14 protein-coding genes are annotated in these 12,781 nt (G+C 39.3%); 6 read left to right on the forward strand and 8 right to left on the reverse strand.

The features are described 5' to 3' along the window. Positions 1–85: 85 nt before the first annotated feature. On the reverse strand, positions 86–820 hold the full coding sequence (gene fabG / locus C9J48_RS06265) for a 3-oxoacyl-ACP reductase FabG (protein ID WP_006229088.1): 735 nt from the start codon (positions 818–820) through the stop codon (positions 86–88). 289 nt (positions 821–1,109) lie between these two features. Here fabG and C9J48_RS06270 point away from each other — a divergent pair, with 289 nt between their 5' ends. Continuing rightward, positions 1,110–2,045, forward strand: a complete 936-nt coding sequence (locus C9J48_RS06270; RefSeq protein ID WP_006229087.1) for a LysR family transcriptional regulator — start codon at positions 1,110–1,112, stop codon at positions 2,043–2,045. 71 nt (positions 2,046–2,116) lie between these two features. Here the strand turns inward: C9J48_RS06270 and C9J48_RS06275 are convergent, their stop codons facing one another. Continuing rightward, positions 2,117–3,349, reverse strand: coding sequence for an NAD(P)/FAD-dependent oxidoreductase (locus C9J48_RS06275; protein WP_006229086.1), 1,233 nt, complete (start codon positions 3,347–3,349; stop codon positions 2,117–2,119). A 279-nt stretch (positions 3,350–3,628) separates the two neighbouring features. Beyond that, the gene (gene fghA / locus C9J48_RS06280) at positions 3,629–4,468 is read right to left on the reverse strand and encodes an S-formylglutathione hydrolase (RefSeq protein WP_006229085.1); all 840 of its coding nucleotides are present in this window, start codon (positions 4,466–4,468) and stop codon (positions 3,629–3,631) included. Between the two features lie 331 nt (positions 4,469–4,799). Between fghA and C9J48_RS06285 the strand changes: the two genes are divergently transcribed. Then, positions 4,800–5,669 carry a LysR family transcriptional regulator gene (locus C9J48_RS06285; RefSeq protein ID WP_006229083.1) on the forward strand — a complete coding sequence of 290 codons (870 nt, stop codon included), beginning with the start codon at positions 4,800–4,802 and terminating at the stop codon, positions 5,667–5,669. A gap of 102 nt (positions 5,670–5,771) precedes the next feature. Here C9J48_RS06285 and gfa read toward each other — a convergent pair whose 3' ends face one another. The 3 genes from gfa to C9J48_RS06300 all read right to left on the reverse strand — a co-directional run bounded on the left by gfa (position 5,772) and on the right by C9J48_RS06300 (position 7,236). After that, positions 5,772–6,377: an S-(hydroxymethyl)glutathione synthase gene (gene gfa, locus C9J48_RS06290; protein WP_006229082.1), complete on the reverse strand. Its 606-nt coding sequence runs from the start codon at positions 6,375–6,377 to the stop codon at positions 5,772–5,774. Between the two features lie 16 nt (positions 6,378–6,393). Then, positions 6,394–6,786, reverse strand: a complete 393-nt coding sequence (locus tag C9J48_RS06295; RefSeq protein WP_006229081.1) for a EutQ-related cupin domain-containing protein — start codon at positions 6,784–6,786, stop codon at positions 6,394–6,396. A 138-nt stretch (positions 6,787–6,924) separates the two neighbouring features. Then, a complete protein-coding gene (locus tag C9J48_RS06300; RefSeq protein WP_006229080.1) occupies positions 6,925–7,236 on the reverse strand; it encodes a hypothetical protein in 312 nt (103 codons plus the stop codon). Between the two features lie 721 nt (positions 7,237–7,957). Here C9J48_RS06300 and cfa point away from each other — a divergent pair. From cfa to C9J48_RS06315, 3 genes are all read left to right on the forward strand, one after another. Further along, positions 7,958–9,100, forward strand: a complete 1,143-nt coding sequence (gene cfa, locus C9J48_RS06305; RefSeq protein WP_006229079.1) for a cyclopropane fatty acyl phospholipid synthase — start codon at positions 7,958–7,960, stop codon at positions 9,098–9,100. A 115-nt stretch (positions 9,101–9,215) separates the two neighbouring features. Then, positions 9,216–9,719 (forward strand): hypothetical protein, encoded by a 504-nt coding sequence (locus C9J48_RS06310; RefSeq protein WP_006229078.1) that lies wholly within the window; start codon positions 9,216–9,218, stop codon positions 9,717–9,719. A gap of 185 nt (positions 9,720–9,904) precedes the next feature. Further along, positions 9,905–10,351 carry a hypothetical protein gene (locus C9J48_RS06315; RefSeq protein WP_006229077.1) on the forward strand — a complete coding sequence of 149 codons (447 nt, stop codon included), beginning with the start codon at positions 9,905–9,907 and terminating at the stop codon, positions 10,349–10,351. A gap of 92 nt (positions 10,352–10,443) precedes the next feature. Here the strand turns inward: C9J48_RS06315 and C9J48_RS06320 are convergent, their stop codons facing one another. After that, positions 10,444–10,884, reverse strand: coding sequence for a carboxymuconolactone decarboxylase family protein (locus tag C9J48_RS06320; protein WP_006229076.1), 441 nt, complete (start codon positions 10,882–10,884; stop codon positions 10,444–10,446). Between the two features lie 177 nt (positions 10,885–11,061). Here C9J48_RS06320 and C9J48_RS06325 point away from each other — a divergent pair, with 177 nt between their 5' ends. Next, positions 11,062–11,988 (forward strand): LysR family transcriptional regulator, encoded by a 927-nt coding sequence (locus tag C9J48_RS06325; RefSeq protein WP_006229075.1) that lies wholly within the window; start codon positions 11,062–11,064, stop codon positions 11,986–11,988. 207 nt (positions 11,989–12,195) lie between these two features. Here C9J48_RS06325 and C9J48_RS06330 read toward each other — a convergent pair whose 3' ends face one another. Beyond that, on the reverse strand, positions 12,196–12,534 hold the full coding sequence (locus tag C9J48_RS06330) for a hypothetical protein (protein ID WP_006229074.1): 339 nt from the start codon (positions 12,532–12,534) through the stop codon (positions 12,196–12,198). Positions 12,535–12,781: the final 247 nt, after the last annotated feature.

Here is a 12,781-nt window from a genome sequence, read left to right on the forward strand (position 1 = left end):
ATTCTTAATTTTTAGATATAAAAAAAGCAGGTTTATGGTGATAAGCCTGCTTAAAGTTTTTAGCACATCGTTACTTTTATTATAATTAAATCACTAGACCACCATCGATCTTCAAAGTTTGCCCAGTGATAAATGATGAACGTTCACTCGCAAGGAACAATGCCCCTTCCGCTATATCTGTTGGTTTGCCCATTCGCTTAAGTGGCGTTTTATTTGTCATGTAATCCAAGACTTTTTCTGGCAAATCTTTGGTCATTGGCGTCTCAATAAAACCAGGTGCTATGCAGTTCGCGCGAACCTGAGCCCCTTTACGAGAAAATTCTTTCGACCAACCTTTCGTCATGGCGATAACACCACCTTTGGTTGCCGCATAGTTACTCTGACCAATATTACCATCAGTACCCACAACTGAAGACATAGTAATAATAGAACCAATACCATTTTCAATCATAATAGGCGCAATAGCTTGTGTCATATTGAAAACCCCTTTCAGGTTCACATCAGCCACCATATCCCATTCTTCTTCGGTCATTTTATCAATAAGGTTATCACGCGTTATACCCGCATTATTTACCAGCACATCAATATGACCAAATTCGGCCTTAATACTTGCTATTGCCACACCGATAGATTTTCTATCACATACATTGAGCTCTAAAGCACGCACATTGTTGTATGCCGATTCAAGATCTGCCATTACTGACGCATTCATATCGCATGCAAAAACCATTTTTGCATCATTTTGTGCAAAGGTTTCTACAATACTACGTCCAATTCCTTGAGCACCACCAGTCACTATACAAACTTTATTAGTTAACATGAGCTATTCCCTTTTAAATACCAATCAAAAAGCATTGTTGATGCACACTTTGGTATACATAACGAAATCTAACAGCACAGTAAGTACCAACGCACTCAAGAGCCTTTTAATCTATTTTAGATGATTAAATCCAAATGATTACCGTCAATGATGCAAAACTGCTTTGCAATATCGAAACTGAATAGCGCAACACATCTGCAATAGCGTGCATAGAATAAATTTGATATAAGTATATACATAGTACATACAAATAAATTGATCTCAGTACCATTACTAAACAGGATGTTAAATGCTTAACAAGGTTGTCTTTTTTTTGCATGTCGTCAGAAGTGGGTCACTAAGTGAAGCGGCAAAGCAGTATGGTATTTCAGCATCAGCAGGAAGCCGATGGTTAAATGAACTCGAAGAAAAAATGGGCGTAGGCTTAGTAAAACGTACTACACGAAAAATAAGCCCAACTCAGGCAGGTCTGCACCTGTTTGAGCAATTTAGCACCATAAACAACCAAATTAATGATGTTTTCAATGAAGTTCAAAATTTAAGTAATGAAGATAAAGGCACAATTAAAATTGCAAGTACTCCCCTATTTGCAAAACATTTTTTAAGCCAGATTATTGGTGAATATGTTCATGAGAACCCTTTTATTAACTTTGTTGTAATTGAAACGGCTTTCGATGTCGATCATGTACATGATGTTGACTTCGCTATCCGTGCAAACGCGACTTACCGTGGCTTTCAAGATAAAGATAGCCTACTGGTTAAACGCACATTGCTGCATGAACCTCTTACAGTTTGCTGCTCTCCAAGTTATATTAAAAAATACGGGAAACCAATTTATCCACATGATTTAACACAACATTTATGCTTATACGCCACCACGCTTGTAGGGGGTAACAAATGGATTTTTGAACAAGATGGTGAATATAACACGGTTGAAATATCGCAAACAGTGGAAGCCGACGACAGCGAAATACTTAAAAATATTGCACTCGCAGGCGGAGGAATTGCGTATTTACCTTACAGCCTAATTCAGCGTTCTGTTGCACAGGGAAAGTTAGTCCCCATTTTGAATAACTATATCAGTAGCGAATTTGAATTAAGTTTATATTTCAAACCCAGAAAGCATATGCCCGCCCGTTGTGCAAACTTTAAAGATTTTTTGATTCAACGCGTTGAAGAGCTCACTCTCGAAAAGAAAGAAAGGAAAGAAAAGGTAAGGGATTAAAACCAGAATGACGTACTCTGGCTTTAACACGAAGCAATTCAAATATAACGTAAGCGATATTAAAAGTAGCCTTAGGAAATATTTCCTTTGTAATAAGGGTTCAACGCGCACTTGATACGTTTTAGTAAAACTAAAGCCGTTACACGCCCCCAGCCAAATAAGATCTGTTGGTGCAGGCGGAAAATCATATCGTAAAGATTGCGAACAAATCGACCACGTAAGATCAGTTTATTATTCATTAAGCTGCCCACGGCATAGTCATGCCCTACCGCAATCACCATACCACCATCGTTAAAAATAAAAGGTTTTAGCGCCTTCCCTTTTAATAAACGCTTAAACTGGCGTGCCAGATGTCCTGCAGCTTGATTCGCAGCCTGTGCTCGTGGTGGTACAAACGAGCCATCCGCTTGTGGACATTCCGCACTATCACCCAACACGAAGATTGCATCATCAAGTGTCGATTGCAGATTAGCATCAACTTTAAGCTGATTTAGGCGGTTGGTTTCCAGTCCATCTAACTGAGTTAACCACTCAGCACACTTGATCCCAGCAGCCCATACTTGTAGATCCGCAGTTATAATTTCTCCTTCTGCAGTCACTAATTCACCAGCTTCTGCACGTTGAACTCGGGTATTCGTTCGTACTGTGATCCCTTGCTTTTCGAGAGCTTTTTGTACTTTTTCTGACATGCATTCAGGACCAGCAGGCAATACTCGATCAGATGCTTCTATTAAGGTAATTGCTAGCTCTGAGCCATGACGATAACGTTGCAACTTAGCACTAACTTTAGCCAACTCTGCCGCTAGCTCCACCCCTGTTGCACCCGCACCAACAATCGATAAATGATGCTTACCTTCCGCCCTGAGTAACGGATTAATTTTCTCCCAAGCAAGTTGAGCTTGCAACGAAGAATCAAGAAACAGACAGTGGTCACTTACACCTGGTGTTTTGAAGTCGTTGCTCACAGCCCCAACAGCAATCACTAGATAATCATAATCAAGCGAAGATCCTGTACCATTTTCATTGCGTAATTGGAGCGTCTTCGTTGCTCGGTCTAAACTTGACATCGCAGCCTGAACATACTGGTAGTCATTACAACGGGCATGCTGTAAGTAACTTACCGCATCCAGTTCAGCATCAAAGGTGCCCGCAGCGATTTCATGTAGACGAGGCTTCCAATAGTGGTGAGTGGAAGGTTCAACCAGAATAATTTCATGAGTATCGCGACGACCAAAGCTTCTACCTAGACGAGTTACCAGCTCTAGACCTGCGGCACCGCCTCCCACAACAACAATTTTTGACATAGTATGCTCTACCCTTTTAACGCCAGTCTGTTGGCGTTTGGAAATCTGATAACTCGTCATAACAACGAGCGATTATGTGATGTGGGTATTATATTGATACCAAATAAAATGATAATCCGCCATTTCATCAAATGACTATTACCAACATGAAACAATTTCGAAGGGGTAAGTATAAAAAGCGCGCAACAATAAATAGAAATAAAAAAATCCCGCCGGGCATACGCCCGACGGGATAAAAGTTAGTACATAGCTATTTAGTACATGACTATATGGAATATTTTACTGATTAAGATGACTCGCATGAAAACGTAAATGCTGTTCAATAAAGCTACTGATCAAGTAGTAACTATGGTCATAGTCTACATGTTGATTTAACTCTAGTGGGTATCCACTCACTTTAGCGGCATCAGACAATTTCTTAGATGTGAGCTGATCGTCAAGGAAGCCATCGCTCTCGCCTTGATCAACCCGTGCTGGCACAAAATGTTTTGCTTTACGCATCAAGGCACAAGTATCATAGCTCGCCCAGCTTTCACGATCTTGACCAAGATAAGCCGTAAATGCTTTTTGTCCCCAAGGCACATCCATCGGGTTACTGATCGGACTAAATGCCGATACTGATTGATAGCGTTCTGGGTTGCGCATTGCTATTACCAGTGCTCCATGCCCACCCATTGAGTGACCGGAAATTGCACTTTTTTCATTTATCGGAAAATGTGTTTCAATCAATTTTGGCAGCTCATCAACCACATAATCATACATCTGATAATGACGATTCCATGGTGCCTGCGTTGCGTTAACATAAAAGCCAGCCCCCAGACCTAATCCATGCTCTACATCATCGACAATATCATCACCCCTTGGACTCGTATCCGGTGCCACAATGGCTACCCCAAGTTCGGCAGCAAGACGCTGTACACCCGCTTTTTGCATAAAATTTTCGTCAGTGCAGGAAACATCAGAAAGCCAGTAAATCACTGGTACCTTTTTTCCACATACAACCTGTGGTGGCAAAAAAATGGCAAACTGCATAGTGCAATTTAAGATATTGGAGTAATGGCTGTATTGTTTATGCCAACCACCAAAAGACTTATTTACACTAATATTTTCAATTGTCATTTTTCTATCTCTTTGCACTGCGTTGTCCCTCTAACTTCATAGAGTAAAGGGAACTGAAAAACCAAAAGCGGTTACTTTACCGATGTAAATTCAAAGGAAATTATATGTCCTGTTTCAATAAACTCATTATATTACTTTCACTAAAGATGATAATCAGCTAAAAAAACAAATTACTTTTACTAACAGGTAATAATAATGACTAATTTTATCTTGCCAGTTTGACAAGAAGAACGAATCTCTTCAGTAAATTTTCAGCGTGAAATTGCTTGCTTTTATTTCAATGAGGTCGATAATTCAATTAATATTGAATTATTTTTACGTGGTAGTAATAATGTTTAACTGGGAAGGAGTCAGTGAGTTTGTCGCTGTTACTGAGACTGAAAGCTTTACCGCAGCATCAAAACGACTGGGAATTTCAACAGCCCAAGTTAGTCGTCAAATCAGTGCGTTAGAAAAAAGATTATCCGCTAAACTGTTTTACCGTACTACCCGAAAAGTGTCTGTAACCGATGTTGGTCGCGTTTATTACCAACACTGTCGACAAGTTCTAGACGGGTTAGATGAAGCTGAAAGAGCAATCAGTAATTTGCAAAGCTCGCCTCAAGGGAAATTAAAAATTACGGCTCCCATTACCTATGGTGAAGGTACTCTTGCACCGTTAATAAACGATTTTACTCTTCAATATCCCGAGCTTGAAGTTAACCTACAACTATCAAATCAAAAAGTTGACTTGATCGACGAAGGGTATGATTTAGCTATTCGTCTTGGCCAACTAGAAGATTCTTCGATGATGGCCAAAAGGCTGGGATCTCGTACCCAATATGTTTGCGCTTCAGAAAAATATCTTTCGACCCATGGTGTGCCTTATTCATTATCTGAACTCAATCATCATAATTGCCTTCAGGGAACACTCGACTATTGGCGTTTTCAAGAAAATGGCAAACACCGTAATATTCGGATAAAAGGTAATCTTCGTTGTAACAGTGGCCATGCACTAACTGATGCTGCCCTAAAAGGACTTGGTATTGTTCAACTGCCTGACTATTACGTACAAGAATATATCGACAATCAACAGCTCATACCGTTGTTGACCCAATTTACTGAGAGTGATGATGGGATCTGGGCACTCTACCCACATAACCGTCATCTATCACCTAAAGTACGTATGCTGGTTGATTTCCTAAGCGAGCAACTAAACTAACAGCGTAAAATTGGACTAAATACGCAGAGATCACTCTGAATCTTGTAGCTTAGGTATATACATTAAAACAGATCAAAAAAAGGCTCCAAAGAGCCTTTTTTATTATTTGCTGTTCGCAATATGTGCTGCGATTGCATCCATTAATACAGGAGAAAGACAATCATAAGGTTCTAAACCTTGCGATTGTAATTGCTTACGAATTGCTCCCATATCTTCAGGATTTGTTCCTGTTTCTATAATTGATGATACAAACGCTGCGAACTCAGGTGCTGACCAACCTTTTTCTGCTGATAGTTCAGTATGAATAAAGTCTAAGCCAAAGAACGGGTGATCGGTATTGTCAATTCGCCCATACATGTGCACACCACAATCCTTACAAGCAAATCGCTTAATGGCTGCACTCTCATCAACAACCTGAAGTTTCGACTCATTATTAGTCACTTTCAGGTTATCTCTTGGTATTACAGCAACCTGTGAGAACAAACTATCGTTAGGCTTCCAACACTTAGAGCAACCACAAACATGGTTATGAGCACTTTGCCCTTTTATCTCAACAGTAACTGTATTTGAACGACAATTGCATTTTAAAACACCGCCCTCAAAATTATCTGATGTTGGTTGGATGCCGTTATCAACATTAGGATGAATATGCACACCATTCGAAGAGCAGAATACCGCTTTATATTTATTAACTATTTTATTTATCATGGTAATACCTTAAATATTATACTTGTGGTGCAAATTCAGGAGCTGCTTTCCGGTGAGCTGTATAAATTGCTTCGCCATCACTTTCTGCGTCAAAAATAACAGATACATTAGAAGAAAATAAAATAACATCACCAACTTCAGCAATATATTTATTACCTTGTTGATCACGCATTACAATTTTCCCTTTTGTGACCACTTTATATTCTACAGAATCATAAAGATATTCAAATTCAACGCCTGGTTCCATGATGAAGTGACCAATCGTTAATGCATTTGAATTATTTGTCACTGCAACTTCAGCCATTTCGCTTTTTAAGCCATCAACTTCAAGAAGTTTACTTAAATCATTCAACTTAAATGAACCAGATTTTAATAGAGTGATACCCGGCTTATCAGATAGAGTCGTCATTCTTTGTTCCTTTATTTATGTTTTATACCAACCATAGAGATAAATGATAATATTATGTGATTGGTTTCATGAAGTCCCTAAACGGAACTCTATTCAAATATTGAGAAATACCTTTAGCTTGTTATAAATACGTAATCTTTAGCGCTTACTCACACCATGATACGCAATGCGTAAAAATTCCTCACCATTAGACGTCACTGCTTTATATTGAATAGAACGTGAACTATTTAAGGATAAGGGAATAAAAACACGACCATTATCGTCAGTGTTAAATGCTTGATTTAATTGATACAACTTAGGAGTCGTAACTAATGCATTCTCTTCTGCCACACCATTTTTAGATACCGTTACCCACGAACCATTTTTTGTATCTACGATATTAATATCAGCTAACGTTGCCGCTGAAAATAAAACCAACAACGTAGAAATGGAAATATTTAATTTTTTCACTATTTACCTTCATTATAATATGGTGTCTAACGCTTAATGTATTACGGATCACTTTCGGTATAAAACCTATATATCATAGAATTTATCGATCTTGTTCAGCACTATAGTAGACAGAGTTAATATGCATATAGCATTGCTATTAAAGAAACATCAGAGCGTTTATTTATGCTCTTCGTTTTGATGGAGCAATTATGCTTCATTCCATCATTGGTGATAATCTGTCTTTTAGATAAATGACTTTTACTATACTGTAACAATACCGATAAACATGCTAATAAACACAGACTTAGCTTATATATCGGAACATTTAAATCGTACAAAACATTCATCAACATCATTATTAATAGCTATACGTAATAAACAATCTAACTTTTAATAAAGTACACGCCTCATAATGCTATAAAGATTTATTCGTCATACACCTAAATTAATCTATCTTCGATGAGTATATTTAAAGCGGTATTTCATTTAACTTTCGGCAGCACAATGTAGTAAAGAGAGCAACAAACGACGATAAATAATAACATCATCAAACCGCTGTATAAATTTCGTTCAATTCAATCACTAATACTAAGAAGTACTTCCTATACACAAAACATCAAACTTTTCACGTTAATTATTCTAAGCATGGTGTTTAGTAAAAATGAACATAATGTCATTTCATAAAGTGCTATTTTTTTGTGGTCTCAAAATGTTTCTTGTTTTATATAGCAGGTAAGTTATGTCCAATTTAAAACTTTTCAATGAACTATTACGCCCAGCCGATATTCAAATCAACGGTAAACGTGATTGGGATATCAGGCTTCATGACGAGGCTGCACTAGATAGGATTCTGGTGGATGGTTCATTAGGGTTAGGTGAAACTTACATGGATGGTTTATGGGATTGCGACAGAATTGATGAATTAGTAAGTCGCATCACCAAGCACAATTTAGAGAGTAAACTCGGTCTTAAAGCTAAGCTATTGCTAGGCGCTCATATTGGACGAAATAAGGTTGTAAGCCTATTCAATAAGCAAAGTGTCACGCGATGCAGTAAAGATGTACCCTTCCATTATGACCTCGGTAATGATTTATTCCAAACAATGTTAGATGACCGAATGACGTACACGTGCGGTTACTGGAAGCATGCGGAAAATCTCAACGAAGCCCAAGAATCTAAACTTGACCTAGTTTGCCGTAAAATGGGGCTAGAACCGGGTATGCATGTATTAGACATTGGCTGTGGGTGGGGCAGTTTCATGAACTACGCCGCTGAGCATTATGGTGTTATTTGTCATGGTTTAACCCTCTCTAAAGAACAAATGACACTAGGTATGAAAAAAGCACGCGACAAGCGATTGCCCGTTAATTTTATTCTTCAAGATTACCGACACTACTCGCCAGACATTGCATACGACCGTGTTGTATCAATTGGTATGATTGAGCATGTGGGCCCTGAGAATTACGAAGAGTTTTTCACCTGTGCAAACCGATTCCTTAAAGACGACGGAGCATTCTTGCTCCATACCATCGGTAATCCAAAATCTCAAAACGAAACTGACCCTTGGATTGATAAATACATTTTCCCCAATGGGGTGATTCCATCAATCACTCAATTAGGTGCAGCAATGGAGAACAAGTTTAACTTTGAAGACTTGCATAACATTGGTCCTGATTATGATAAGACGTTAGTCGCTTGGTGCCATAATTTTGAAGAAGGGTGGGGAGAAATTTCACATAAATACGATGAAACATTCTATCGAATGTGGCGTTACTACTTACTATCGTGTGCGGGGGCGTTTCGAAGCCGTAGCTTGAGTGTATGGCAAATGGTCTTAACGAAAGAAGGGGCTGGGCTACCGCAATACGCAAGAGCCGTGTAAGAGAAAAAGGGGCGAAAGCCCCTAACAGCAAACCTTGATCTTGCTATTGAGTAGGTAGATTCGATGTATTGTCAGCTCACAGAAGCCAGCCTAGATATATTTGAGGAAAAACGCTATGGAATCAACCGTCGTACTGTTACTCGAGCTAGGTAACTCAGCGATTTATTCAACGAATGTAAATGCCAGAACCCACAAGCTTAATACTCATTTAAAGCAATCCCGTTATTGCGCTATCGATGAATTACTGACATTGAGCAACATTGCAGCGAAAGGCTCTGTGGTTATTAAGGATATCCAAGTCTGTGAGCAATCAGGTGATCATACTGAATTTACTATCTACGTTAGTTATCTTCCGGCATTTATTGACGTGGCAGTAGAAGCCGAACGTAACAATAATGGATTCTCTTACTATGTAGAAGTCGCAGGTGTCGGTTATGTGTACTCAGCCAGTCATGCGGTAAAAGCAAGAGATATTGCCTTGATGTCGCTTAGAACACATAAACCAGACATTAAAGACTTCGAAATAACCCTTATAGATAAAGAGACAGAGAAGATGCCATCAGAAATAGAATTAGATGAGTTCTCTAGTGTGTATATGACAGCGAGAGTCATCATATGAGTTTCCATTCGTTCATGGAAGTACTCCATTACTTCTTCGTGGCTGCATTTTTCATCATCATTGCTGCCAGTGTAGCGATCAAGATTGAAAATAAAAGAAGTAGAGATTAGTTCATGAGCTGACATTCATTATCCAAACGGAGCATCCCCCCCCTTTGGGAAGATGCCACAATGAGGACGCGAACAATGAGCCCTTTAACAATAATTTTAGAAGCGCAGCAAGACATAGATGCGAATACTGACGAGTTGATGAGCGTCTTGTCTCATGCAGCCATCGGAGTCAACCTGAATAAACCGCTTAACCGAGGCCGTTGGTTAGAGGCTTATTTCATCAAAATATTGCCATCTTTAAACCCTAACGGATTAGCATTCAAGGTGGTACAAGGCTGTCGCAAGGAATCAACCAGCAATAAACTCGCAAGGTGTTTTGAAACCTTCTACGAATTTTATTGGGGCACACGACCATACCGTGCCGCGCGACCATTACCCGGCAAGATTGATAGAGCGCATAATCGAGTCCGGGAATATTCACGAATTAAAAAAGCAGTTATTGGTGAATCGACACAATCTCGCCCTCTTGGTTGCGTTAGTCACTTAGTCGGTCATATCGAAAAAGCCTCAAACCATTACTGATTCAAGGCTTTCTCATGGCTTACTAATAAAGATTGGTGAGCCATTTATCATTGTGAAAAATATTATAAACTCTTCATCAAGGTGAAAGAAATTTAGCTGGCATGCTCCATTTTGGTCGATATCGCTATTCGGTTCCAAGCATTGATAGTGACAATTTGCATCATACACTGCGCGGTCGCAGTTTCGCCCAGTAATTCAATACAGCGCTTATAAGTTGCTTCAAGCAAACCCTGATCGGCAATTAACGTCATTTCATCAGTCATCGCCAGTACAGCGCATTCTACATCGCTAAACAGCGGCGATTCTTGCCATGCGGCTAATGTCATTAAACGCTGTACGTCGATACCACTTTTTTGAGCAACAGGTGTGTGCATTTGAATACAATAGGCGCAGTTATTGATCATCGATGCACGCAGTTTAATCAGTTCTTTCAAGGTAGCTGGCAGTTCAGAGCCTGACACATAGTTTTCTAGCCCCATCATCGCTTCAATTGCTTTTGTTTGTAATCCACTAATATCAATACGCTTTTGCATTCTTATCCCCTCAATTGATTGCACTATTTTAGATATGTAAACTGTCAAATATTTTCGCAGACTGGCCCTTGTTGAGCTCCCTTCTGATTCAATAAGGACATTGTGCAGAATTCGACTGAGAGATAGAATGCCGCTATTATCTGCAATAGTTTTGCGTAAAACGCAAAGGTGAGCTGAATGTTAGATCTTGTACGAGTGTTTACCCAGGTAGTTGAATCCGGCAGTTTCTCTAAGGCGGGGCATGCTCTGCACATGGCACCCTCTTCTGTGGCCAGAAATATCGATAATCTTGAAAAACAGCTTCGAGTAACCCTATTTAAGCGCAGTACACGCCAATTATTACTCACCGAAGAGGGTCAGTATTTCCTTGTTGGTGCCAGTAAGCTAATGGAAGATGCCGATCAACTCATTCGTTCTATGGATAAAACAAACGATGTACCGAGTGGCACCTTGCGGATCTCTGTTTTTGAAAGCTTCGGAAACCTGTGTATCAACCCTATCTTGCCTGACTTTCTCAAACGCTACCCTAACGTTACCGTTGATATTGAACTAGACGATAGAATGGTCGATATGAATGCTGAGAATATCGACTTAGGTATCCGAATTGGCCGCCCTGCCGATAGCAGCCTAAATGCTAGAATGCTGATGCCGAACCATACAATTCTGTGTGCTTCTCCAAGCTACCTTGAGCGTTGCGGTACACCGACTACTCCAGAAGAAGTAAGCCAACACAACTGCTTGCTACTAAGCCGTGACAGAAAACGTAACTACTGGCATTTTTCCAATAAGAAACAACATAAGAAAGTTGCAGTTAAGGGGAATTTATATTCAAGAGGCGGGTCTCCATTAATGTCTGCAGCACTGGGTGGGACAGGCCTATTGCTACTTTCAAGCTGGATGGTATCTGACTCTATAAAAGATGGGAAACTACAAAAAGTATTGCCAGATTGGACTGCTTCACCACATGAACATGCAGGTATTGAGATTTACGCCGTTTATCGTGGTGGCAAATACCCCAAACCACAGCTCAGGGCTTTTTTAGATTATCTCGTGGATCATATTGAAGTTGGTGAACTTTATGAAAAAGTCAGAGGGGAAATCTAAGTAACGCCTGTTTAGGTAAAATATTTTACCTAATGTTAACTGGTCATGTAAGTCGATAAATGTTCAGGATTACACGACCCTAAGTCATATCTGTAACAAAGAACTGTTAACTCTGTGATAAAAGGTCTTTATACAAAAAGAAAATAATTAACTGAAGTCCCCAATAACCTATGCATAAAATCCTGCACTCAGGCAGGATTTTTTGTATTAGCCTTTATCACAGCAATGTGTTTCAAGATCAAGGCCCTTCCAACAATCGACATACAACGGCTCTCTAGTTTTAGGGTCACATTCAATTAAACAACTCCATTTACCAGTAGGGAAACACATAACATCAGTTTTACCATCAGCTTCAAAATATAAAGAACCATCTTTATACAGCACTGCAGCGTCAGCTCTTATCCAAGCATTGTAATCGCAAGCCATTTTAGTCTTCACGCACCATAGGCGTTTATCATTATTTTTTTTAACATTTCTTCGAGCCTTCTTTATCATTTTTCGTTTATTTTTATCTGCTTTCTTTTTCTTATTATTCCAAGTATTCATAACTTTCTGAAATCGCCCCCCCTGTCTTTTTCAACAAGATCTTCTCTTCGGTTTCGGTATAATTAATATATAGGCATCCTTATGACGAACGTCCGTAGCTTGCTGAAGCTACATAAAAAACTATCTAGTGTTGATACAGTTTTAGTATTTATTTCATGGCCATGGCTTTTATTTAGTTAACTGCTCGCTGAAAATAAAGCACATTTATATTTTACGAAGATTATCATGATGGCAATTACTACCGATA

The organism is Photobacterium profundum, assembly GCF_003026285.1.
GTDB classification, from domain to species: Bacteria; Pseudomonadota; Gammaproteobacteria; order Enterobacterales; family Vibrionaceae; genus Photobacterium; species Photobacterium profundum.